Origin of the sequence: Streptomyces sp. ME19-01-6 (assembly GCF_033793745.1) — a bacterium.
In the GTDB taxonomy this organism is placed as follows: domain Bacteria; phylum Actinomycetota; class Actinomycetes; order Streptomycetales; family Streptomycetaceae; genus Streptomyces.
Window position 1 is genome coordinate 97,544 of the sequence record NZ_JARAXF010000023.1, and the last position, 24,401, is coordinate 121,944.

The 24,401-nt window shown below is 71.2% G+C and carries 13 protein-coding genes and 4 pseudogenes; 14 read left to right on the forward strand and 3 right to left on the reverse strand.

Annotated elements, in window-relative coordinates; all coding sequences use genetic code 11:
- The first annotated feature begins 91 nt into the window (after nt 1–91).
- On the forward strand, nt 92–1,777 hold the full coding sequence (locus tag PV419_RS37085; RefSeq protein WP_319696519.1) for a M4 family metallopeptidase: 1,686 nt from the start codon (nt 92–94) through the stop codon (nt 1,775–1,777).
- 70 nt (nt 1,778–1,847) lie between these two features.
- On the opposite strand, the pseudogene PV419_RS37090 reads toward PV419_RS37085, so the two are convergent.
- Nucleotides 1,848–2,619 (reverse strand): annotated as a pseudogene (locus PV419_RS37090) (MerR family transcriptional regulator).
- 136 nt (nt 2,620–2,755) lie between these two features.
- Here PV419_RS37090 and PV419_RS37095 point away from each other — a divergent pair.
- Complete coding sequence (locus PV419_RS37095) at nt 2,756–3,325, forward strand: DinB family protein (RefSeq protein WP_319696521.1); 570 nt, start codon at nt 2,756–2,758, stop codon at nt 3,323–3,325.
- Between the two features lie 51 nt (nt 3,326–3,376).
- On the opposite strand, the gene PV419_RS37100 is transcribed toward PV419_RS37095, so the two are convergent.
- The gene (locus PV419_RS37100) at nt 3,377–4,348 is read right to left on the reverse strand and encodes an aldo/keto reductase (RefSeq protein WP_319696523.1); all 972 of its coding nucleotides are present in this window, start codon (nt 4,346–4,348) and stop codon (nt 3,377–3,379) included.
- Between the two features lie 28 nt (nt 4,349–4,376).
- Complete coding sequence (locus PV419_RS37105) at nt 4,377–5,018, reverse strand: LysE family translocator (protein ID WP_319696525.1); 642 nt, start codon at nt 5,016–5,018, stop codon at nt 4,377–4,379.
- Nucleotides 5,019–5,313: 295 nt separating this feature from the next.
- Here PV419_RS37105 and PV419_RS37110 point away from each other — a divergent pair, with 295 nt between their 5' ends.
- The 12 genes and pseudogenes from PV419_RS37110 (at nt 5,314) to glgB (ending at nt 24,391) form a co-directional block, all read left to right on the forward strand.
- The gene (locus tag PV419_RS37110) at nt 5,314–7,215 is read left to right on the forward strand and encodes a P-loop ATPase, Sll1717 family (RefSeq protein WP_319696527.1); all 1,902 of its coding nucleotides are present in this window, start codon (nt 5,314–5,316) and stop codon (nt 7,213–7,215) included.
- Between the two features lie 122 nt (nt 7,216–7,337).
- Nucleotides 7,338–8,078 (forward strand): annotated as a pseudogene (locus PV419_RS37115) (serine/threonine-protein kinase); the annotation flags it as partial.
- A 507-nt stretch (nt 8,079–8,585) separates the two neighbouring features.
- Nucleotides 8,586–9,017: pseudogene (locus PV419_RS37120) on the forward strand (cellulose-binding protein); the annotation flags it as partial.
- Nucleotides 9,018–9,344: 327 nt separating this feature from the next.
- Nucleotides 9,345–10,907 (forward strand): sensor histidine kinase, encoded by a 1,563-nt coding sequence (locus PV419_RS37125; RefSeq protein ID WP_319696528.1) that lies wholly within the window; start codon nt 9,345–9,347, stop codon nt 10,905–10,907.
- 195 nt (nt 10,908–11,102) lie between these two features.
- A complete protein-coding gene (locus PV419_RS37130) occupies nt 11,103–13,010 on the forward strand; it encodes a rhamnogalacturonan lyase (RefSeq protein ID WP_319696530.1) in 1,908 nt (635 codons plus the stop codon).
- Between the two features lie 109 nt (nt 13,011–13,119).
- Nucleotides 13,120–13,932 carry a pectate lyase gene (locus PV419_RS37135; RefSeq protein WP_319696531.1) on the forward strand — a complete coding sequence of 271 codons (813 nt, stop codon included), beginning with the start codon at nt 13,120–13,122 and terminating at the stop codon, nt 13,930–13,932.
- A gap of 128 nt (nt 13,933–14,060) precedes the next feature.
- Entirely contained in the window at nt 14,061–14,972 is a 912-nt protein-coding gene (locus tag PV419_RS37140; protein WP_319696533.1) for a helix-turn-helix transcriptional regulator, read from the forward strand.
- A 96-nt stretch (nt 14,973–15,068) separates the two neighbouring features.
- Nucleotides 15,069–15,844 (forward strand): annotated as a pseudogene (locus PV419_RS37145) (S8 family serine peptidase); the annotation flags it as partial.
- Nucleotides 15,845–16,090: 246 nt separating this feature from the next.
- Entirely contained in the window at nt 16,091–18,085 is a 1,995-nt protein-coding gene (locus tag PV419_RS37150) for an alpha-1,4-glucan--maltose-1-phosphate maltosyltransferase (RefSeq protein ID WP_319696535.1), read from the forward strand.
- Nucleotides 18,082–19,818, forward strand: coding sequence for a maltose alpha-D-glucosyltransferase (gene treS, locus PV419_RS37155; protein ID WP_319696537.1), 1,737 nt, complete (start codon nt 18,082–18,084; stop codon nt 19,816–19,818). Before PV419_RS37150 ends, treS begins: the two co-directional genes overlap by 4 nt.
- Before the next feature lie 285 nt (nt 19,819–20,103).
- Entirely contained in the window at nt 20,104–21,693 is a 1,590-nt protein-coding gene (locus PV419_RS37160) for a maltokinase N-terminal cap-like domain-containing protein (RefSeq protein ID WP_319696539.1), read from the forward strand.
- A gap of 394 nt (nt 21,694–22,087) precedes the next feature.
- Nucleotides 22,088–24,391: a 1,4-alpha-glucan branching enzyme gene (glgB, locus tag PV419_RS37165; RefSeq protein ID WP_319696578.1), complete on the forward strand. Its 2,304-nt coding sequence runs from the start codon at nt 22,088–22,090 to the stop codon at nt 24,389–24,391.
- The last annotated feature ends 10 nt before the right edge of the window (nt 24,392–24,401 follow it).

A 24,401-nucleotide genomic window follows, 5' to 3' on the forward strand; every position in this document is an offset into this window, starting at 1 on the left:
GTCCCGTTCCCGGGCACCGGCTACGTTTCCGCACTTTGTTCGGCCGGGTGGCCACTTCGGCACCCGCCACCCCACAGCAACAGGAGACAACGTGACGCAAGGCTCGACCTCCGGCAGATCCAGCGCCTCCCGCATAGCCCGCGCCACCACGCACAAGCGCTCCCGTACCGTCGTCGCCGCGGGGGCGGCGACGCTCGCCGGAGCCCTCATCGCGGCCGGCGCCACCTCCGGCACCGCGGGCGCGGCCACCCCGCCGCCCACCGCGACGGGCGCCCCGTCCATCGCCCTCTCGCCGTCCGTCCGCGCCGAGTTGCTGCGCGAGGCCGACGCCGCCACCTCCGGCACCGCCCGGTCCCTCGGGCTCGGCGCCAAGGAGAAGCTGGTCGTACGGGACGTCATCAAGGACGCCGACGGCACCGTCCACACCCGCTACGAGCGCACCTACGACGGCCTGCCCGTCCTCGGCGGCGACCTGGTCGTCCACACGTCGCCGAGCGGCGCGACCGAGGAAGTCACCAAAGCCACCGACGCCACCATCAAGGTCGCCGACACCAAGGCCGCGATCGCCCCGTCCGGCGCCGAGCGGACCGCCGTAGGCGCCGCGAAGGCCGAGGCCGGCGACAAGGCCGACACCTCCGCCACCCCCCGCAAGGTCATCTGGGCCGCCGACGGCAAGCCCGTCCTCGCGTACGAGACCGTGGTCGGCGGCTTCCAGGACGACGGCACCCCCAGCAAGCTGCACGTCATCACCGACGCCGACACCGGCAAGAAGCTGTACCAGTTCCAGGCCGTCCAGAACGGCACCGGCACCGGCCAGCACAACGGCAAGGTCACCCTCGGCACCGCCAAGAGCGGCACCCAGTACCTGCTCAAGGACACCGCGCGCGGCGGCCACATGACCTACAACCTCAAGCACGCCGAGGACGGCAAGGGGTCGAAGTTCCTGGACGCCAACGACGTCTGGGGCAACGGCAAGCCGACCATCGCGCAGACCGCCGCCGTCGACGCCCACTACGGCGCGGCCATGACCTGGGACTACTACAAGAAGGTCCTGGGCCGCAACGGCATCAAGAACAACGGCAAGGCCGCCTACTCGCGCGTCCACTTCAGCAACGAGTACGTCAACGCCTTCTGGGACGACGACTGCTTCTGCATGACGTACGGCGACGGCGAAGGCAACAAGAAGCCGCTCACCTCGCTCGACGTCGCCGGCCACGAGATGAGCCACGGCCTCACCGCCGCCACCGCGAAGCTCGAGTACAGCGGCGAGGCGGGCGGCCTCAACGAGGCCACCTCCGACATCTTCGGCACGGCCGTCGAGTTCTACGCCAAGAACCCGAAGGACGTCGGCGACTACCTCATGGGCGAGAAGATCGACATCAACGGGGACGGCACCCCACTGCGCTACATGGACAAGCCCAGCAAGGACGGGCTGTCCTACGACTACTGGTCCAGCAGCATCGCCGAGGACGACCCGCACTTCACCTCCGGGCCCGCCAACCACTTCTTCTACCTGCTCTCCGAGGGCAGCGGCCGCAAGGTCATCAACGGCGTGACCTACAACAGCCCGACCAAGGACGGCCGCACCGTCAAGGGCATCGGCCGTGCCAAGGCCGAGAAGATCTGGTACAAGGCGCTCACCACGTACATGACCTCGACCACCAACTACGCCAAGGCGCGCACCGCGACGCTCAAGGCGGCGAAGGCCCTGTACGGCGGGACCAGCGTCGAGTACAAGGCGGTCGACAACGCCTGGGGCGGCATCAACGTGCGGTGACGCACTGAGCCCTGCGCACTGATACGCCGTGGGCCGGGCGGGCGCACTGCCCGCCCGGCCTACGGGCGCCTCATGGCCCCAGAGCCCGCACGGCCTGGGTGGCCCAGTCGGCCACCGGCGTCAGGCTCTGGGGCGCGGGCCAGCCGTTGGTCACCGCGAGCAGCTCCCCATAGCGCTCCCTGCGCGGGTCGTTCAGGCCCTCCAGCCGGGCCAGCAGCCGAGCCCGCAGCGCGGCGTCGTCCGCCCGACCGGCCTCGTCCGATCGGCCGACAAGTCGCGCGTAGTGTCCCGCGAGCGTCCCGACGATCGCCTCGGCCCCCGGCTCCACCCCGGCCGCCAGGGCCGGCCCGACCCACCTCGGGTGTCATCGAGCGCCTGACGGCCGTGAATTCCGGATCCCCCGCCAGCCCTCCGAAAGAGGCGTCCAGGAAATCACCGATCACATGCCGACGCTCGTCCTCGGAGAGCCTGGCCAACGTATGCATGAGTTCCATCTCCTCAGGGCTCGCCCCACGCTCCGCCACCGCCGTCAGCACCGCCCGCCGCAACCGCAGCAGGCGAATCTGCACCTCCAACGCCTCCGCATGCGCCGCCGCGACCTCCGAGAGCGAGACCTCCCGGTCCACGACCCTTTGGATCGTCGCGAGGTCCAGCCCCAGGTCACGCAGCGTCCGCACGAGGTCCAGGCGGGCGGCGGCAGCCACGTCGTACAGCCGGTATCCGGCCGGGCTGCGGTCCGTCGGCGCCACGAGCCCGCGATCGGAGTAGAACCGTATGGTCTTGACCGTGAGCCCGGTCCGCCGGGCCAGCTGACCGATCGAGTAGAGCGTGCCGCCGTCCATGGCCCTACCTTCGCGTCTCCCCCTACGGGAGACTCAACCCCACCCCCGTGGGCCTGCCGCCACGGGCACGGATCTCCGGCCGGGCCCGGTGCGGGCTGCGAAAAACTCTGGCGAGCCCGGAACCTCGCGGACGACCATGGAACGCATGAGTGACCAACCCGCACGATGGACCAGGGCAACCGTCTACCCCGACATGTGGGCCGACCCGGACGACGACCCCCGCAACAGCGAGGGAAACAGTCCGGACGGCGAGCTTGCGACGCTGCAGGACTTCCTGACGAACTACCGCTTGACCTTGCGGATGAAGTGCGAGGGTCTGGATGCGGAGCAACTGGCCCGTCGGTCGGTTCCGCCGTCGACGATGTCGCTGCTCGGCCTGGTCCGTCACCTCGCCGAGACGGAACGGGACTGGCGCAACTGGATCAGCGACGACGATCCGCTGCCGAAGCTGTACGGCGAGCGTGACGCGGACTTCGACAACGCTGTCGCCGAGCAGGCCGAGGTCGACGCCGCGTATGCCGCTCTGGAGCGCGAGCAGGCCGCGACCGACGCCGCGCTGGCCGAGCACCCGGATCTGGGCGAGCGTTTGGGGAAGGACGGAATCGTGGTCCGGGAGCTGATGGTGCACAGGATCGAGGAGTATGCCCGTCACTGCGGGCACGCCGACCTGTTGCGCGAGCGCATCGACGGAAGGGTGGGTCAGTAGGGCAGCCCCATGCATCACCGCCTTGCATGCGGTGGGTTCCTCGCCCGGCGGTCAGCTGTAGAAGTTGCGCTGCCAGCGGTGGTTGGCGAGTACGGCCAGCTGGTCGGCGGTCAGCGGACGCCCGTCGCTCAAGGCCGTGTTGCGCTCGACGTTGCGTACGGTGCGCATCCCGGGGATGACGGTGGACACCGCCGGGGAGCTGAGTACGAACCGCAGCGCGGTCTCGGCGATCTCGTCGGGGGCGATGCCGAGGTCGGCGACGATCGCGGACACCCGCTGTTCGACCTGGGCCGGACGGTCGTCGCGGAAGTAGTGGTTGCGGAAGTCGCCCTCGGGGAATGTCGAGTCGGCGGTGATACGGCCGGTGAGTCCGCCTTCGTCGAGCGCCACCCGCACGATGACACCGACGCCGTGCTCCGCGCAGGCGGGCAGCAGCGCTTCGGCGGGCGCCTGGTCGAAGATGTTGTAGATGACCTGCACGCTGTCCACGGCGCCACTGGCGATGAGCGCGAGGGCGTTGTCCGGCTGGTGGTCGTTGATGGAGACGCCGAACAGCCGGATCTTCCCCTCCTGCTTCAGCTCGGCGATCGTCTCCAGCCAGTCGCCGCGGTCGACCCACTCGTCGCTCCAGACGTGGAACTGCAGCACGTCGAAGTGGTCCAGGCCGCTGACGCGCAGGCTGGTCTCCACACTTTCGCGGATGTGCGCGCCGGGGAAGGTCTCGGCCGGGTCCAGGCCGTCGGGGGCCGGCCAGACGCGGTTCTTCGGGGGGACTTTGGTCGCGACGAACACCTCGTCGCCGGAGATGGCCCGCTCGCGGACGACCCGGCCGACGATCCGCTCGCTCTCGCCGTAGCCTCGGGCGGTGTCGATGAAGTTCACGCCGAGGTCGATGGCGCGGTGCAGGGCGCGTACGGATTCGTCCTCGGTGGCCCCCACCCAGTTGGACTCGCCGATGCCCCAGGCACCGTAGCCGATCTCGGACACGGACAATCCGCTGCGGCCCAGTTCGCGGTAGTGCATCTTTCCTCATTCCTCCGTCCGGGGGGTACTACTCCTTGCGGCCGGTCGCGGCGACGGTGACGCCGAGACCGATCATGGCGAGCCCGCCGGCCCCGCCGACCATGGACAGCCGCTGCGGTGAGCGGGCGAACCAGCCGCGTGCGGTGGCGGCGGCGAGGCCCCAGACGCTATCGGAGGCCACGGCGATGATGTTGAAGACGAGGCCGAGCAGCAGCATCTGCAGTGCGACGTGCCCCTGGTCGCGGTCGACGAACTGGGGCAGTACGGCGGCGAAGAACACGATGGTCTTGGGGTTGGCCACGCCGACCGCGAACCCCTCCCAGAACGTGCGAAGGGCGCCCTGCCGCACCGGGCCCTCCCCGCTGAACGCGGCACGCAGCGAGCCCCGCTGCCGCACCGCCTTGACCCCCAGGTACACCAGGTACGCGGCGCCCACCAGCTTCAGCGCCGTGAAGACGAGAACCGAGCGCTCCACGAGGGAGCCGACCCCCAGCGCCACGGCCACCACGAGCACATACGCGCCGACGGTGTTCCCCATGACGGTGGTCAGCGCGGCCCGGCGCCCCTGGGCCAACGCCCGACCGACCACGAACAGCACGCTGGGGCCGGGGATCACGATCAGCAGGAAGGACATGGCCGCGAAGGCGAGGAGACGGTCGGTGGGCACCATGCGGCACATACAAACACGAACACCGGCCACCGCCGTAGCGCTTTTCCGCACGCGGGCCAGGGGCTCCCGGCTCAACAGTCCGCGCGCCGAATCGAACGGCCGTCCTTCGGCCATACCGTGACGTATCAATCCGGTCCCGGAGCAGTCCCGGACCGGTCCCGGGAGATCGGCGGGCGAGTTGATCCCCCGATAGTGGGATACAACTGTCTTGGGAGAGTTCCGACGTGTGCTCGGCTGCCGGTGAGGTCACCGTTCGAGGCCGGAGTCGGCGGTCAGGGATCACAGGGGGAACGGGATGGCTGAGCAATCCGTACTGGCGAACCTCCACTTCGGGCGGGAAGACGCCGAGCGTGATGTGACCGACGGGCTGCTGCTGCGGGGCGGCTTTCTGGCGACGGCGGCTACACGGGCGGCGATGTCCGGGCGGAAGATGCTGATCATCGGGCGCAAGGGCAGTGGCAAGAGCGCCATTTGCATGCGTCTGATGGTGGACGGGGTGCACGACGGCGGAAAGGTTCTGATCACGCCGGACGACGCGGCCGGGGACGAGATCCGGCGGTTCGAGCTGCAAGGGCTGCCCGCAGATTCGGCGAAGGCGCTGATCTGGCGGTACCTGTTCGCCGTTCACGCCGCGCGGCATCTGGTGGAGCACGCCAAGGCCGGGCACGGGCGGAAGCCCGACTCGGTGAAGGCGCTCCACCGCTTCCTGAAGCAGAACGACGAGCTGCCCGGCGACCGGCTGGGCGATCGGCTGGCGCAGGGGGCCCGGGGGTTGCAGACGGCGCTGTCGCTGGAGGCGTTCGGCTTCAAGGCGGGGGTGGAGCTGGCGCACTCGCCGTCGGAGGGGGCGCGGGCGGCGCGACAGCTGGAGGTCGTCGAAAAGGGGGTGGCGCAGGCATTCGCCGACCTCGGCTGCGCGGGGGCGCACGGGCCGTTACTGCTCCTGGTCGATCAGCTGGAACAAGTGTGGTCCGCGGAGCCGGACAGCAATTCGATGGTGATCGGGCTGCTGCTGGCGGCCAAGCACGCCGCGGGGCTGTACGGGCGGGCGGTGCGCTGTCTGCTGTTCCTTCGCGCGGACATCTACGACTCGCTGTCGTTCGGAGAAGGGGACAAGTTCCACGGGGACGAGCTGCGGATCGCATGGGTGGACCAGGCCCTGAAAGAGCTCGTCCTGGCCCGCGCTCGGGCCTCGGCCGGCGCCGGGCTCACGGAGGACCGGCTGTGGAGGGAGATCTTCCCGGAGACCGTGCGGGGGGAGGAGACCCCGGCGTATCTGTTCAGTCGCTGTCTGCCTCGGCCGCGCGACATCATCCAGTTCCTCAACCTCTGCCAGGAGACCGCCTGGCTGACCCACGGCCGTGACCGGATCACGGAGGCCGACGTCCTCCAGTCCAGCCTGCAGTTCTCCGCCTGGAAGCTGAAGGACCTGGCCCTGGAGTATCTGGTCGCCCACCCCTTCCTCGAACGGCTCTTCCCGCTGTTCCAGAACACCGGGTATGTGGTGACACGCGCCGCGCTCGGCGGCCGCTTCGAGCAGGCCGCGGGGACGCTGCACCGGCTGTTCCCCGCGTACGCCGAGGCGCTGACGCTGTCCGGCGTCATCGACATCCTGTACGGAGTGGGCTTCCTCGGTGTGCGGCGCGGCAGCGACGTGGTGTTCGCGGGCGGCGGCGAGCTTCCCGTACAGCCCCACGAGCCGGAATTCCATGTCCATCCGTGCTTCCGGGAGGCACTGGGCGCCACCAGCGCGATCGACCTCCGCCGCTATGAGCCGGTGGTGGTCGGCGACCGCATCGCATCGGGCAACGTCGGCCCCGGCGTGCGGGGGGCGACGGTCGTCAGCCGTGACTACCGGCTGCTGGGGGAGCTGGCACGCTCCTGCCACTCGATCCTCGCTCAGGTCGGCCGCGCGGTCGGGCTGGCGCAGGGCGCCCGGGACGAGATCACTCAGCAGATCGGCCGGGTCCTGAACGACGCCGACCCCGCGAACGGCGGAAGGCCCGTCGACCCTGAAGACCGCGTCCTCACCGCGGCCCACTACTTCATCACCCTCGCTACCCAGCTGCGCGTCAGCGGCCTCGACGACACCGCGGGGGCCGGGGGCGTCGCATACCGGATCGAGGACGAGGCCCGCCGGCTGCGGAGGCTGGCAGGCGGCTCCTTCGGAAGTTCGGCCCACTCGGCCGGCGTCTGACCGACGTGTGGCGAAGACACTGACGGTGGGTTACGGGCACGCCAAGGCCCGCGGTCCGCCCACGGGAGAGGACAAAAGTGCAGGACACACTGCTCGCCGGACGGTTCCGGATCGGGGATCGAGTGGGCTCCGGCGGTATGGGCGAAGTCTGGTCCGCGCTGGACGAACGGATGCAGCGCGAGGTGGCGGTCAAGCTCGTCCAGGCGCTGCCATCCATGGGCGAGGTGGAAACACAGATCAGATTTCGGCGTGAGGTACAGCTGGCAGGACGTCTCTCACACCGGAACATCGTCACGGTCCACGACTGGGGCGAGGTGACGGTCGGCGGGCGCCAAACCCTCTACCTGGTGATGGAGCTCGTCTCCGGGGTCTCGCTCCGCCAGCGGCTCAAGGAATCCGTCCCGCACTGGACGCTTGCCGCCGGATGGGCCGGGCAGATCGCCCAGGGGCTGCATGCCGCGCACCGCGCCAGCGTGGTCCACCGGGACATCAAGCCCGCCAACGTCCTCCTGACTCCCGACGGTACCGTGAAGGTTCTCGACTTCGGCATCGCCAAGTTCATAGGCGACACGATGCGGGTCAGTGAGCTCACCGCCACCGGTCACCTGCTCGGCTCCCCGCCGTACATGTCCCCGGAACAGGCCCAGGGCGACCGTGAGGTGGACCACCGCAGCGACCTCTATTCGCTCGGCTGCCTTCTCTACCACGCGGTCACAGGGCGCGCGCCCTTCGTCGGCACCAACGAGCTCGCCGTACTCCTCATGCAGATCCAGAACACGCCGACCGCGCCCAACACTCTCGCCCCGGACATCCCCGAGGCGCTGAACGACCTCATTCTGGCCCTGTTGGCCAAGCGTCCCGAGGACCGCCCGGCCGACGCGGCTGCCGTGTACGACGCGCTGGGCGGGACGTTACTCGACCACGCGGCCGCGCTGCCCGCGGAAGGTCGCCTGGACAGCGCTCACCTGAGCCAGGCCGACGCCCTGGCCGGGCGGATGCTGGAGAAGGCGTGGGAGGTCCGGCGGCGGGCGGAGAAGGAAGCCACCGCCTTGATCGAGCAGGCGGAGGCGGAGGCCGCCGCCCACGCGCGGGCCGTTGCCGATGCCGAGCGGTTCGTTGCCGAGTCCAAGACGAAGGCGGCTACCGAGAGCGCGCTGATCATCGAGAGAGCCGAGAAAAAGGCAGCGTCACTACGGGAAGCGGCGCAGAGGGACGCTCAGCGGAAGCGCGAGGGGGTGGACACTCTCTTCGAGGAGACCCGCGCCAAGGCCGCCCAGGCCGCCTTCGACTTCGAGACCAACCTCGCCAAACGCCGCGAACAGACCGAACGCGACCTCGCCACCCGCCGGGCCAAGGTGGAGAGCGAGGTGGACTCGCTGCGATCCGAGGCTGAGAAGGACGCTCGGCAGAAGCGCGAGGAGGCGGACGCTCTCTTCGAGGAGACCCGCGCCAAGGCCGCCCAGGCCGCCTTCGACTTCGAGACCAACCTCGCCAAACGCCGCGAACAGACCGAACGCGACCTCGCCACCCGCCGGGCCAAGGCAGAAGAGCGGCTCACGGAAAGCGAGCACCGGGCGGAGGAGCTGGACCTGGAAGTCCAAACGCTGCGTACACAGGCGGAGCTCCGCGCCCGCAGGACGGTGGAGACCGCGCAGCGTCAGGCCCAGGACATCGTGGCCGACGCGAACACCATGGCGGAAGAGGCCCGCAAGGAGCTCGCAGCCCTCACCGACCGGCGCGATGCCATCAGCGCCCAGCTCGCCAACGTCCGCCAGATACTCTCCCAGCTCACCGGCCCCGCCGAACTCCTGGAGCGCGCACTGCCGCAGCCGCGGTTCGAACTGGTGCTGAGGGGATACGACCGTGAGCAGGTCGACGCCTACGTGCACAAGCTGCGGCACGGGCACGACGAGCCGAAGCCCGAGTTCGGCCTCGTGCGCCGGGGCTACGACCGGAGGCAGGTCGATACGTACATCACTTCCCTCAAGCGGCTCACCGGCCGCGCGGACACCACGCCCGCCTAGCCCCTGTCCGCACCTCTTGGAGCTGGTCCGGGGCTTCGTCCTGACGGGCGCGGCCATACTTTCGTCAGGGGCGCGCCCGGCCCGTCGCGGGGGATGCTGGGGCGCATGATCCGGTGGATACGACACGGTGGCGCCGCGCGAACGGCCCTGCTCCTGTGGCTGGCGGCCTGCGCGCCCGTCCTGCTGAAGGCCACATCGGCGAGCGGACGCGACCTGTGGGTGCTGCTGGCCGGGTTTCCGCTCCTGGCGGGCGCGGCCGCGCTGGGGCGTACGCGGCCGCTGGTGGGGCTGGCGATCGCGGTGGGGCTGAGCCTGGCCCTCAACCTGGAGCTGTTCACATCCTCCTACTGGGCGGCGCTGGCCCTGTGGGGCTATCTCACGGGGCGGTGGACGGCGGGCGCGCGGCCCGCGCTGTGGTTCTTCGCGGCCTTCGCGGTGGCGGGCGCGCTGCTCACCTGGCTGACGGACGCGGGGGTCTGGGCCTGGTTCACCGCGCTGACCACCCTGCTCTTCAACGTCGTGGTGCCGTGGCTGCTGGGCCGCTACCGCCGCCAGTACGACCATCTGGTCCGAGCCGGCTGGGAGCTCGCCGACCGGATGGAGCGGGAGCAGCGGGCCGTCGCCGACCGCGCGCGGCTGCGCGAGCGGTCCCGGATCGCCGGGGACATGCATGACTCGCTGGGCCACGACCTTGCCCTGATCGCGCTGCGCGCCGGGGCTTTGCAGGTCGACCCGGAGCTGAGCGACCGGCACCGGGCCGCTGCCGCCGAACTGCGGGAGGCGGCCGCGGCGGCCACCAGCCAGCTGCGGGACATCATCGGTGTGCTGCGGGCCGGGGACGACCCCGCCCCGACCGCCCCCGCCGACGAGGGCGTCGGCGCGCTGGTGGAGCGGGCGCGGGCCTCCGGGCTGGCCGTCGAGCTGCAACACGGTGAGCTCAGCCCCCCGGACCTGCCGCCCATGGCCGACCGGGCCGTGTACCGGGTGGTCCAGGAGGCGCTGACCAACGCCGCCAAGCACGCCCCGGGCGCGGCGGTCCGCGTCCAACTGGTCCGGGACCCGGCGGCGGGCGAGATCGTGGTGTCCGTCGCCAACGGCCCGCGACCGGCGGGCGGTTCCCCGCCGGATCTGGCCTCGGGCGGCAACGGCCTGGTGGGCCTGGACGAACGGGTACGGCTGGCCGGCGGGGTGCTGACCCACGGCCCGTCGCCCGACGGCGGCTTCGGGGTGTCGGCGCGGCTGCCGCTCACGGCCGGGGTCGCGCTCGTCGCCGAGCGGGCGGCGGCCCCCTCGTCCACGTCGGCCCGGGAGCTGGCCCGCGCCCGGCAGCGGGTGCGGCGCAGGCTGGTGGAGTCGATCACGGTGCCGCTGGTCGTGACCGCCGGACTGGCGGTCCTGTGGGGAGGGTTCACCTTCTATACGCAGTACCACTCGGTGCTGGACCGGCGCACCTATGACCGTCTCGAGATCGGCGAGCCCCGCGCCGACGTCGAGTCGCGGATGCCGCCGTACACGATGGACGGGCCGCCGGACGGGGTCGCCGCGCCGCCCAAGGGCTGGGACTGCGCGTACTACGGGGTGCGCCGGTACGACGGGCGGTCCGCGTATCGGCTGTGCTTCACGGACGGGCGGCTGGTCGCCAAGGACGTGGTCACCAGCCGGGAGTAGGGACCGGTGCGCAGGCAGCGGTAGGGGCGCCGCGCGCTGGGAGCCGGGGGTGGGCACGGTCGACATCCCCGAACGCACCCCGGCGATCCAGCGCCGGAAATCCGTGGAGAGGGCGGCAACCTTTCCGGCCAGAGCGGCGACCACACCCCGACACCCCCGCACCCGCGCACTCCTCCCCACCCCCCAGGAGGTCCCGTGGCACCCCCGCACGGTTCGCCCGCCCCCTCCACCGGCCGCCGGGCCAGACGGGTCGCGCTCGCCCTGGCCGCCGTCGGCGCGCTGCTCACCACCGGGCCCGCCGCCCTCTCGCACGCCGCCCCGGCCGACGGCAGCGGCACGCATGCCGACGCCGCCGAAGCCGCCATCCAGGCCGCCCAGCTGGAGAAGCTGGACCGCGGGCTGGTCAGCGTGCACACCGGCAACGACAACCTGGTCAGCTGGCGCTGGCTGGCCACCGACCCGGACGACGTGACGTTCAACCTCTACCGGGGCAGCGTCAAGGTCAACTCCTCCCCCATCACCACCACCAACTACCTCCACAAGGATGCTCCCAACAGCGCGGACTACACCGTCCGCGCGGTGGTGGGCGGCGCGGAGCAGCCCGCCTCGCCGAGCGCCGTCCAGTTCCGCTCCGGCTACTACGACGTGCCGATCTCGCCCCCGGCCGGCGGCTCGGGCTACACCTACGAGGCCAACGACGCTTCGGTGGGCGACCTGGACGGCGACGGCGACCTCGACATCGTCCTCAAGTGGCAGCCGACGAACGCCAAGGACAACTCGCAGTCCGGAGTCACCGGCAACACCATCGTCGACGGCTACACCCTGCAGGGGCAGCGGCTGTGGCGGATCGACCTGGGCCGCAACATCCGCTCCGGCGCCCACTACACCCAGTTCCAGGTGTACGACTACGACGGCGACGGCAAGGCCGAGGTCGCGATGAAGACCGCGGACGGCACGGTCGACGGCACCGGCAAGACGATCGGCAACGCCTCCGCCGACTACCGCAACTCCAGCGGCTATGTGCTGACCGGCCCCGAGTTCCTGACCATGTTCAACGGGCAGACGGGCGCGGCGGTCTCCACCGTCGACTACGTCCCGCCGCGCGGCACGGTGTCCTCCTGGGGCGACTCGTACGGCAACCGCGTGGACCGCTTCCTGGCCGGCACCGCCTACCTGGACGGCTCGAAGCCCTCGCTGATCGAGGCGCGCGGCTACTACACCCGTACGGTCATCAGCGCCTGGAACTACAGCGGCGGGCAGCTCACCCGCAAGTGGACGTTCGACACCAACAGCTCCACCAACAGCGGCAAGGGTTACGACGGGCAGGGCAACCACGCCCTGGCGATCGGCGATGTGGACTCCGACGGCAAGGACGAGATCGTCTACGGCTCGATGGCCGTGGACGACAACGGCGCCGGCCTGTGGACGACGAAGAACGGCCACGGCGACGCGGCCCACCTCGGTGACCTCGACCCGTCCCGGCCCGGCCTGGAGTACTTCAAGGTCGACGAGGACTCCTCCAAGCCGTCGTCGTACTTCGCCGACGCCAGGACCGGCCAGGTGCTCTGGTCCACCCCGGCGAGCGGCGACAACGGGCGCGGGGTGGCCGGGGACATCTGGGCGGGCAACGACGGCGCCGAGATGTGGTCGGCCGCCGACGGCTCGATCCGCGACGAAGCCGGCGCCACCAAGGGCCGCAAGCCGTCCTCGATCAACTTCCTGTCGTGGTGGGACGGCGACCCGGTGCGCGAGCTGCTGGACGGCACCCACATCGACAAGTACGGCACCTCCTCCGACACCCGGCTGCTGACCGGGTCCGGGGTGCACTCCAACAACAGCACCAAGGCCACCCCGGCGCTGTCCGGCGACATCCTCGGCGACTGGCGCGAGGAGGTGATCTGGCCGACCTCGGACAACAAGGCGCTGCGGATCTACTCCACGCCGTACGAGACCGACCGGAAGATCACCACGTTGCTGCACGACCGCCAGTACCGGGTGGCCCTGGCCTGGCAGAACACCGCGTACAACCAGCCGCCGCACCCCAGCTTCTTCATCGGGAACAAGATGGCGACCCCGCCGCGGCCGAAGATCGCCACCCCCTGAACGACCGTCCCCCGCACAGTTCCACCAGCTCCACCCGCACCACCGGCACCACCGGCACCAGTCAGCTCCATCCGCACCCCCCACGCATCACGGACACAAGGAGAGTGACATGGCAGTACCGGCACCGCGCACCAAGCATCTGAACAGGAAGCGGGCGATCGCCGGCCTCCTGGGCGCCGTCGCCCTCACCACGGGCGCCGTCACCACCGGTCTGACCCTCCCCGCCGCCTCCGCCGCCACCTGGCCCACGCCCAGCGGCACCCCCCAGGCGGTCACCAAGACCATCCCGGTCAGCGGGACCGTCGACGGCGGCATGAAGCGCTACTACGGCGCCGGCGACCTGGCCGGCGACGGCCAGGAAGAGGGCCAGGACCCGATCTTCAAGCTCGCCAACGGGGCCACCCTCAAGAACGTGATCATCGGCAAGCCCGGCGCCGACGGCATCCACTGCGAGGGCAGCTGCACCCTGCAGAACGTCTGGTGGGAGGACGTCGGCGAGGACGCCGCCACCTTCCGGGGCAGCGGCAAGACGTTCAACGTGATCGGCGGCGGCGCGCGCAAGGCCGCGGACAAGATCTTCCAGTTCAACGGCGGCGGCACGCTGAACATCTCCAACTTCGCCGGCCAGGACTTCAAGACCTTCGTCCGGTCCTGCGGCAACTGTTCGTCGCAGTACAAGCGCACCATCAACGTGACCAACACGGAGATCACCGCGCCCGGCAGCGTCATCGGCGGGATCAACACCAACTACGGTGACTCGCTGACGCTGCGCTCGATCACCATCGTCGGCGACAGCAGCAAGAAGATCGTCCCGTGCCAGAAGTACATCGGGAACAACACGGGCGCCGAACCGACGAAGAACGGCAGCGGCCCCGACGGCACGTACTGCAAGTACGCCAGCTCGGACATCACCTACAAGTGAGCCGCATAGTGAGGTGACGGACTGACCGGCAGCTGACCGGCAGGGCCGGCAGGTGACTGGCCGGGCCCGGCGTGCCTGACCCCGACAGGGACAGGCACGCCGGGCCCGGCTGCTGGACACTGGTCCCCATGGACACACCTGCCGAGCTGGGCGACTTCCTCCGCACCCGCCGCGCCCGCCTGCGGCCCGAGGACGTCGGGCTGGTCGCGTACGGGACCCGCCGCCGGGTGCCCGGGCTGCGCCGCGAGGAGCTGGCGCAGCTGGCCGGGGTGAGCGTCGCGTACTACACGCGGCTGGAGCAGGGCCAGTCGGCGGGCGCGTCGGACGGCGTGCTCGACGCAATCGCCCGGGCGCTGCGGCTGAGCCCCGACGAATACGCGCATCTGCGCAATCTGGCCCGCCCGGCGCGGGCCGGGCGCCGTCCGGCGCCGCGCGCCGAGACCGCCCGGCCGAGCACCCGCCTGCTGATCGAGGCCATGGCCCAGGTGCCCGCCCTCGTGCTGACCGCCCGGTTCGACGTGCTGGCCTGGAACCCGCTGGGGCACGCCCTGATCGCCGGACACCTGGCCGCCGACAGCCCGGAGCGCCCCGCGGACCGCCCCAACACCCAGCGGCTGCTCTTCCTGGACCCGCACACCCGCGAGCTCTACCCCGACTGGGAGGACGAGGCGCCGCGCGCGGTCTCCGCGCTGCGGCTGGCGGCGGGCGAGCACCCCGACGACCGCCGTCTCGCGGAGCTGATCGGCGAACTGACCATGAAGAGCGGCGAGTTCGCGGCGCTGTGGTCACGCCACCCGGTGCGCAAATGCGCCTTCGGCACCAAGTCCTTCCACCACCCCCTGGTCGGGCCCATGGAGCTGACCTTCGAGATGACGCGGCTGCCGGACGCCGCGGGCCAGTGCCTGCTGATGTACGGCGCGGAGCCGGGCTCTTCGTCGGAGGCGGCCCTGCGCCTGCTGGCGACGGGCGTGGCCCCGGACGCGGTCCTGAACGCGGTCCCGAACACGGTTCCGCCGCGCGAGCCCGCCGCGGGCGCTTAACTCACCCACCGACGGCGGGAATGCGACGCAACCGCCGACCACGCCGGCCGCGGTGGACGGCAGCTACATCGTCACACTGAGGAAGGGGGCGGAGGGTACCGCTCCGCGCTGAACGGCTACGCGGTGCGGGCGGACGAGACGCAGGCCAGGCGGCTGGCGGCCGACCCGGAAGTCGCCTCCGTCGCGCCGGACACCCAGGTGTCACTGCGCACCGAGCAACAGCAACGCGAGCCACCACAACACCAACGGCACCCACGGTCGTGGGGCCTGGACCGGATCGATCAGGCGGAGCGCACGCTGGACGCGTCGTACACCTCGCCGCGCGCCGCCGGCCGGGGCACGACGATCTACGTCCTGGACACCGGCGTGCGCACCACGCACCGGGACTTCGGCGGGCGGGCACGCTCGGGCTGGACCTTCGTGAACGACGACGCGGTCGCCGAGGACGGCAACGGACGACGCGGTGCGGTCCGGCATCGCGTCCGGCCTCACCTTCACGGTCGCGGCGGGCAATCAGAACCGCCTGGCGGGCTCGTACTCGCCCGGCCGGGTCGCGGGCGCCATCACGGTGGGTTCGACGGGCCGGGCCGACCGCCGCTCGGCCTTCTCCAACTGAGCCCCGCTGCCCACCTGTTCGCGCCCGGGGAGCGGATCGTCTCGGCGTCGAACGCGAACGACACGGGGACCAAGGTCATGTCGGGCACCTCGATGGCCGCCCCCCACGCGACCGTGCGGCCGCGCTGTATCTCGCGGACCATCCGCGGGCGACCCCGGCCCAGGTGAGCGCGGCGCTGACGGCCCGCGCGGCCAAGGGCAAGGCGCGGAACGCGGGTGCGGGCTCGCCGAACCGCCTCCTGCGGGTGGGCAACTGACAGGCGCATACCCCACGTGCGGGGCCGAGCGCGTTACGCACGGGAAGTTAACGGGAACCCGGATTGTCCCCCCGCGCCGCATGGGAAGGCTTTCCGAACACGCCCCCCATGGCCGACCCCATCCGCCCACCAGAGTGAACGCGGACAGGAGCTGTCATGCCCGCAACCCGTCGCAAGGCAGCACAACCGATACAAAGGACAAAAACCGCCAAAGCATATACGCCCGCAACGCCGTCAGGTGATCCTATGATCGGTCGCATCCCCGTCCTGGACATCCGCCCGCTCATCGACTGCGGCCGCCGCCCCGCGAAGGCGGTGGTGGGCGAGACCTTCCAAGTCAGCGCCACCGTGTTCCGGGAAGGCCACGACGCGGTCAGGGCCAATGTCGTCCTCCGCGACCCGGCCGGGCGCTCGGGCCCGTGGACGCCGATGCGCGAACTCGCCCCCGGCACCGACCGCTGGGGCGCCGACGTCACCCCGAGCGCGCAGGGCCGCTGGTCGTACACGGTCGAGGCATGGAGCGACCCGATCGGCACCTGGCGCCATCACGCCACCGTCAAGATCCCCGCGGGGATCGACACCGACCTGGTCCTGGAGGAGGGCGCGCGACTGCACGAGAGAGCGGCGGGGGCCGTCCCCAAGAGCGACGGCCGGGAGGCGGTGCTGCAGGCCGTCGACGGACTGCGCGACGAGCGGCGCCCGGTGGCCGACCGGCTCGCCGCCGCCCTCGCTCCCGACGTCACCGAGGTCCTCGACCGCCACCCGCTGCGCGAACTGGTCACCGCGTCCCGCCCGATGCCCCTGCTGGTGGAGCGGGAGCGCGCGCTGTTCGGGTCCTGGTACGAGCTGTTCCCGCGCTCGGAGGGGGCCAAGGTCGCCGAGGACCGACGGCCGGTGAGCGGCACGCTGCGCACCGCCGCCGAGCGGCTGCCCGCCGTCGCGGCCGCGGGCTTCGACGTGGTCTACCTCCCGCCGATCCACCCCATCGGCACCTCGTTCCGCAAGGGCCCCAACAACGCGCTCTCGGCAGGCCCGTACGACGTCGGCTCCCCCTGGGCGATCGGCTCCGCCGACGGCGGCCACGACGCGATCCACCCCGACCTCGGCACCCTCGACGACTTCGACCACTTCGTGGCGCGCGCCCGCGAACTGCGCATGGAGGTCGCGCTCGACTTCGCCCTGCAGTGTTCGCCCGATCACCCCTGGGTGGACAAGCACCCCGAGTGGTTCCACCGGCGCGCCGACGGCACGATCGCGTACGCCGAGAACCCGCCCAAGAAGTACCAGGACATCTATCCGATCGCGTTCGACACGGATTTCACGGGGCTCGTCCGCGAGACCGAGCGGGTGCTGCGCTTCTGGATGTCCCACGGGGTGCGGATCTTCCGGGTGGACAACCCGCACACCAAGCCCGTGGTGTTCTGGGAGAAGGTGATCGGCGACATCAACCGGACCGACCCCGATGTCATCTTCCTCGCCGAGGCCTTCACCCGGCCGGCCATGATGCACACCCTCGGCGCCGTCGGCTTCCAGCAGTCGTACACGTACTTCACCTGGCGGAACACCAAACAGGAGCTCACCGACTACCTCACCGAACTCTCCGGGGACGCGGCCGGATACATGCGGCCCAACCTGTTCGTGAACACCCCGGACATCCTGCACGCCCACCTCCAGGAGGGCGGCCGCCCCGCCTTCGAGGCGCGGGCCGTGCTGGCCGCCACGCTCTCCCCCACCTGGGGCGTCTACGCGGGCTACGAGCTGTGCGAGAACACCCCGCTGCGCCCCGGCGGCGAGGAGTACCTGGACTCCGAGAAGTACCAGCTGCGGCCGCGCGACTGGGAGGCCGCCGAGCGCGCGGGACGTACCATCACACCGCTGCTCAGCTGCCTGAACCGGCTGCGGCGCCGCCACCCCGCCCTGCGGCAACTGCGCAACCTGCGATTCCACCACGCCGACAACGACTCTGTCATCGCCTACTCGAAGCGAACGGGCGACTCGTGCGTGCTCACGGTCGTCAACCTGGACCCTCACCACACCCAGGAGGCGACGGTCTCGTTGGACATGCCGGAACTCGGCCTCGACTGGCATGAGTCCGCCCCGGTGCGCGACGAGCTCACCGGCGAGACCTATCACTGGGGCAGGGACAACTATGTGCGCCTGGAGCCGGGCCGCCCGATGGCCCCCGCGCATGTGCTGTCCCTGCGACCGTCCTCACCGATCGGAGGGTCACCCACATCATGATCTTCAACGAGCCCGTCCCGGACAAGTTCGAGGACACTCCGGCCAAGGACCGTGATCCCGACTGGTTCAAGCGCGCCGTCTTCTATGAGGTGCTGGTGCGCTCCTTCCAGGACAGCAACGGCGACGGCGTCGGCGACCTCAAGGGACTCACGGCCAAACTCGACTATCTGCAGTGGCTGGGTGTGGACTGCCTGTGGCTGCCGCCCTTCTTCGCCTCCCCGCTGCGCGACGGCGGCTACGACGTGTCCGACTACACCGCCGTGCTGCCGGAATTCGGGGACCTCGCCGACTTCGTCGAGTTCGTGGACGCCGCCCATCAGCGCGGCATGCGGGTGATCATCGACTTCGTCATGAACCACACCAGCGACCAGCACCCGTGGTTCCAGGAGTCCCGCTCCGACCCGGACGGGCCGTACGGCGACTACTACATGTGGGCCGACGACGACAAGCAATACCAGGACGCCCGGATCATCTTCATCGACACCGAGACGTCCAACTGGACCTTCGACCCGGTACGCAAGCAGTACTACTGGCACCGCTTCTTCTCGCACCAGCCGGACCTCAACTTCGAGAACTCCGCCGTCCAGGAGGAGGTACTGGCCGCCCTGCGCTTCTGGCTGGACCTCGGCATCGACGGCTTCCGGCTGGACGCCGTCCCGTATCTGTACGCGGAGGAGGGCACGGACTGCGAGAACCTGCCCCGCACCCACGAGATGCTGAGGCGGGTCCGCGCCGAGATCGACGCCCACTATCCCGACACCGTGCTGCTCGCCGAGGCCAACCAGTGGCCGGAGGACGTCGTCGACTACTTCGGCGACTTCACCAAGGGCGGCGACGAGTGCCACATGGCCTTCCACTTCCCGGTCATGCCGCGCATCTTCATGGCCGTACGGCGGGAGTCCCGCTACCCGGTCTCGGAAATCCTCGCCAAGACCCCCGCCATCCCCTCCGGCTGTCAGTGGGGCATCTTCCTGCGCAACCACGACGAGCTGACGCTGGAGATGGTCACCGACGAAGAGCGCGACTACATGTACGCGGAGTACGCCAAGGATCCCAGAATGCGCGCCAACATCGGCATCCGCAGACGACTGGCGCCCCTCCTGGACAACGACCGCAACCAGATCGAGCTGTTCACCGCGCTGCTGCTGTCCCTGCCCGGCTCGCCGATCCTCTACTACGGCGACGAGATCGGCATGGGCGACAACATCTGGCTCGGCGACCGCGACGCCGTACGCACCCCCATGCAGTGGACCCCCGACCGCAACGCGGGCTTCTCCTCCTGCGACCCCGGTCGGCTGTTCCTGCCCACGATCATGGACCCGGTCTACGGCTACCAGGTCACCAACGTCGAAGCGGCCATGAGCAGCCCGTCCTCGCTGCTCCACTGGACCCGCCGGATGATCGAGATCCGCAAGCAGAACCCCGCCTTCGGACTGGGCTCCTTCACCGAGCTGACCTCCTCCAACCCCGCCGTCCTCGCCTTTCTGCGCGAGGCCCCACCGACCGAGGAAGGTGGGGACGACCTCGTGCTGTGCGTGAACAACTTCTCGCGCTTCGCCCAGCCCACCGAGCTCGATCTGCAGTCCTTCAGCGGCCGCCACCCGGTCGAGCTGATCGGCGGCGTCCGGTTCCCCGCCATCGGCGAACTCCCGTATCTGCTGACGCTCGCGGGCCACGGCTTCTACTGGTTCCGGCTGCGGAAGGGCGACGCGGCGGGCCACTGGACCGACTGACCGGGGCCCGGTAGCTCCTGCCGTTCCCGTCGTTTCGTTCTCGCCGTTCTCGCCGTCCTCGTCCGTACGCGTCCGCCTAGGGCGCGTACGGGCGTTTTCGGCACCACATCATGGGCAGTCTCCCTACTACCACACGGGCGGCGCCGATCGCGTACTCCGCAGTCCTCCGTATTCGCCGTACGGACGATCCTCGCCCGACACGTCCCGCACCGTCGCACAGTCAATGCCGCAATCCGGGACACTTTGCCCTGATCTGTCGTGTGCCCGGGGAAAGGACGCGACGCCATGCCGGAAGCTTCATTCTCCCGGGGGGCACAGCACCCGCCGACCGCTGTACCGCGGGCCGACCCCCCGCCGTCCGCCGCCCGTGACACCGCGGCGGCGGGCCCCGCCGGGCTGCTCGCCTCCCTCGCTCCCCTGCTCTCGGAATGGCTGCCCCGGCAGCGCTGGTTCGCGGGCAAGGGTCGCCCGGTCACCGGCTTCGCCCTCGTCTCCGTGACCGAACTGCTGCCATGTGCGACCGGCGGCACCACGCCCGGCCTGCTCCATCTGCTCATCCGCGCCCAGCAGCCCGAGCCGCCCGGCCACCGGCACGGCTCCGGCTGCGGGCACCGGCGCGGCGCGGCGGCCAGCGACTGTTACCAGATCCTCCTCGGTGTGCGCCCCACCCTCCCGCCCCGGCTCGCCCCCGCCCTCATCGGCCGCCCCAGCGGCGGGCCGCTGCACGGCCGGACCGTCTACGAAGCGCTGCTCGACCCCCGTCTCGCCGCGCTCCTCCTCGAACGGCTGCGGATGCCCGGCGCCCTCGGGCCGCTGCGCTTCCTGCGCGAGCCGTCCGCGGTCATCCCCGCAGCGCTCGCTCCCCGGCTGGTGACCGCCGAGCAGTCCAACTCCTCGGTGATCTATGGAGATACGTTTATCCTCAAGCTCTTCCGCCGGGTGAGCCCCGGCACCAACCCCGACCTCGAACTGCCCCGCGCCCTCGCCCGCACGGGCTGCACCCGGGTGCCCGCCCCGGCCGCCTGGTTCGAGGCCGCACCGCCCACCGAGGGCGCGGGCCCGCGCGCCGACCCCTTCACCCTGGGCGTGCTGCAGCCCTACCTCGCCGGCTCCACCGACGGCTGGCAGCTCGCGCTCGACGCGCTCGCCGACGGGGGCGACTTCACCGCCGCCGCCCACGCCCTCGGGCAGGCCACCGCCGAGGTCCATCTGGCGATGGCCAGCGCGCTGCCCACCTCCATCCTGCGCCGCCCGCAGATCGAACACCTCGCGGCCGCCATGTCCGAGCGCCTGGACTCGGCCGCCGCGGCCGTGCCCGCCCTCCACCCGTACCGCGCCGCGCTGCACTCCGCGTACGAGGACCTGGCCGCGCTCGGCCGCGCCGGGCGCACCTGGACGGCCCAGCGCATCCACGGCGATCTGCACCTGGGCCAGGTGCTGCGGCGGACGGTCGAGGGCGGCACCGGCGGGGATGGAGGCAGTGACGGGGGCAGTGGTGGGGGCGGGGACGGGGGTGAGGGCTCGGCGCGCTGGTCCCTCATCGACTTCGAGGGCGAACCCTCGCGCCCCCTCGACGAACGCCGCCGCCCGCAGCCGCCCGTACGCGACATCGCGGGCATGCTCCGCTCATTCGACTACGCGGCGGCCGTGGGCGGCCACGACAGCCCCCAGGACTGGGCCGGCCGCACCCGGGCCGCGTACTGCGCGGGCTACGCGGAGGCGTCCGGGACCGACCCGCGCGACGACCCGGAGCTGCTGCGGGCCCACGAGACCGACAAGGCGGTGTACGAGGTGGTCTACGAGGCCCGCCACCGCCCCGAGTGGCTGCCCGTCCCGATGTCCGCCATCCGCCGCCTGGCCGCCGCCCGCACCTGACAAGCACCCAGCCCCCCGGGAGGACACCCCCGTGACCGCACGTCCGCCGTCCGACCCGCCCCCGTACGACCCGTCCGGTCCGCACTCGTCCGGTCCGCCCCCGTACGGCGAGGGCCCGTCCGACAAGGCCGCGAACCACGGCGACACCGCCGCCACCGGCCCGTCCGTCCCCGCCACCTTCCGTCCGGCCCCCGACCGGCCCCCCGCCCACCGCGCCGCCGCGCACGGCCCCGGAGACGGCCCCATGTCCCGCTCCTCGTACACCGCCCCGCCCACCCCGAGGGCGCCCAGGCCCAGCCCCGGCCCGACCCCCACCGACCCGCCGCGCCCCGAAGCCACGCCGCGCCCCGAGGCCACGTACCGCCCCGATACCCCGCCCCCCGGCGGCGGGGGCGTGCGCGCCGCGGCGGCGCTCGGGGACACCGACCGGGAGCGGCTGCTCTCCGGCTCCCACCACGACCCACACGCCCTCCTCGGCGCCCACCCCGTGCGCGGCGGAATCCTCTTCCGCGCGCTGCGCCCGTACGCCCGTTCCGTGGCCGTCACCGCCACCGGGCTGCGCGCGCAGTTGCGACCCGAGGGGGACGGGCTGTTCTCCGGAGTGATCCCGCTCCGCGAGATCCCTGACTACCGGCTGCTGGTCGACTACGAGAACGGACAGGGCGAGAACGGACAGGACGGGGACGGGCAGGACGGGGACGGACAGGACGGGGACGGACAGGACGGGGACGGGCAGGACGGGGACGGACAGGACGGGGACGGACAGGACGGGGACGGGGAGCACGACCCGTACCGCTTCCTCCCCGCCCTCGGCGAGCTGGATCTCCACCTGATCGGCGAGGGTCGCCACGAGGAGCTGTGGCGCGCGCTGGGCGCGCATCCGATGACGCACCAGGGCGTGGCCGGGACCCGGTTCACGGTGTGGGCGCCCGACGCGCGTGGGGTGCGGGTGGCCGGGGACTTCAACTACTGGGACGGTACGGCCCTCCCCATGCGCTCGCTTGGCGGCACCGGCGTATGGGAGCTGTTCCTGCCCGGCGTGGGCGAGGGCGCGGTGTACAAGTTCGACATCACCCGCCCGGACGGGAGCCACACCCTGCGCGCCGACCCGATGGCGCGCCGCACCGAGTGTCCGCCCGCCACCGCCTCGATCGTGCACACCTCCCATCACGAGTGGCGTGACGAGGCGTGGATGGCTCACCGGGCGGACCGGCGCGTCCACGAGTCGCCGTTCTCGGTGTACGAGGTGCACCTGCCCTCCTGGCGGCCCGGCCTGACCTACCGCCAGCTGGCCGAGCAGCTTCCCGCGTACGTCAAGGATCTCGGCTTCACCCATGTGGAGCTGATGCCGGTGGCCGAGCACCCCTTCGGCGGCTCGTGGGGCTACCAGGTCACCGGCTTCTACGCGCCCACCGCCCGCCTCGGCACCCCCGACGACTTCAAGTACCTGGTCGACGCCCTGCACCGGGCGGGCATCGGCGTGCTGGTCGACTGGGTGCCCGCGCACTTCCCCCGGGACGACTGGGCGCTGGCCGAGTTCGACGGCAGGCCGCTGTACGAACCCGCCGACCCGGCTCGGGCGGCGCACCCGGACTGGGGCACGCTGGAGTTCGACTACGGCCGCACGGAGGTGCGCAACTTCCTGGTGGCGAACGCCGTCTACTGGTGCGAGGAGTTCCATGTGGACGGCCTGCGCGTGGACGCCGTGGCCTCCATGCTCTATCTCGACTACTCCCGCGAGCCGGGCCAGTGGACGCCCAATGTCCACGGCGGCCGGGAGAACCTGGACGCCGTCGCGTTTCTGCAGGAGATGAACGCGACCGTCTACCGCCGCTGCCCCGGTGTGCTCACCATCGCCGAGGAGTCCACCGCCTGGGACGGCGTCACCCGTGCCACCCACCACGTGGGCCCCAGCGGCTTCGGCGGCCTCGGCTTCGGGCTGAAATGGAACATGGGGTGGATGCACGACTCGCTTGACTACGTCGGCCATGAGCCGGTGCACCGCAGGTACCACCACCACGAGATGACCTTTTCGATGGTGTACGCGTACAGCGAGAACTACGTCCTGCCCATCTCGCACGACGAGGTGGTGCACGGCAAGCGGTCGCTGGTGTCGAAGATGCCCGGCGACTGGTGGCAGCAGCGCGCCAACCACCGCGCGTACCTGGGCTTCATGTGGGCGCACCCGGGCAAGCAACTCCTCTTCATGGGACAGGAGTTCGCCCAGGGGGCGGAGTGGTCGGAGAGCCACGGCCCGGACTGGTGGCTGCTCGACCCCTCGTACTCCGCCGAGCCCGACCACCGCGGCGTACGCGACCTGGTCCGCGAGCTGAACCAGGTCTACCTGGCCGCGCCCGCGCTGTGGCAGCGGGACACCGCCCCGGAGGGGTTCGCCTGGGTCGAGGGCGACGGACACGAGGACAACGTCTTCGCCTTCCTGCGCTTCGACGCGGACGGCTCGCCCCTGCTGGCCATCAGCAACTTCGCGCCCGTCGTACGCCATGACTACCGCATCGGCGTCCCCGACCGGGTCCCCCTGTGGCGCGAGGTGCTGAACACCGACGACGGCCGCTATGGCGGCAGCGGCGTCCTCAACCCGGAACCGCTCAAGGCCGAACCCACCGCCTGGCACGGGCGGCCCGCGAGCATCCTGCCGGTGCTGCCGCCGCTGGCCACGATCTGGCTGCGGCCGGCCTGACGATCGCTCC

Excerpts from the sequence above, each read along its gene's own strand:
- PV419_RS37095 (WP_319696521.1), top strand. The coding sequence starts at position 2,756 with ATGGAACGCATGAGTGACCAACCCGCACGATGGACCAGGGCAACCGTC.
- PV419_RS37100 (WP_319696523.1), bottom strand. The coding sequence starts at position 4,348 with ATGCACTACCGCGAACTGGGCCGCAGCGGATTGTCCGTGTCCGAGATC.
- PV419_RS37105 (WP_319696525.1), bottom strand. The coding sequence starts at position 5,018 with ATGGTGCCCACCGACCGTCTCCTCGCCTTCGCGGCCATGTCCTTCCTG.
- PV419_RS37110 (WP_319696527.1), top strand. The coding sequence starts at position 5,314 with ATGGCTGAGCAATCCGTACTGGCGAACCTCCACTTCGGGCGGGAAGAC.
- PV419_RS37125 (WP_319696528.1), top strand. The coding sequence starts at position 9,345 with ATGATCCGGTGGATACGACACGGTGGCGCCGCGCGAACGGCCCTGCTC.
- PV419_RS37135 (WP_319696531.1), top strand. The coding sequence starts at position 13,120 with ATGGCAGTACCGGCACCGCGCACCAAGCATCTGAACAGGAAGCGGGCG.
- PV419_RS37140 (WP_319696533.1), top strand. The coding sequence starts at position 14,061 with ATGGACACACCTGCCGAGCTGGGCGACTTCCTCCGCACCCGCCGCGCC.
- PV419_RS37150 (WP_319696535.1), top strand. The coding sequence starts at position 16,091 with ATGATCGGTCGCATCCCCGTCCTGGACATCCGCCCGCTCATCGACTGC.
- treS (WP_319696537.1), top strand. The coding sequence starts at position 18,082 with ATGATCTTCAACGAGCCCGTCCCGGACAAGTTCGAGGACACTCCGGCC.
- PV419_RS37160 (WP_319696539.1), top strand. The coding sequence starts at position 20,104 with ATGCCGGAAGCTTCATTCTCCCGGGGGGCACAGCACCCGCCGACCGCT.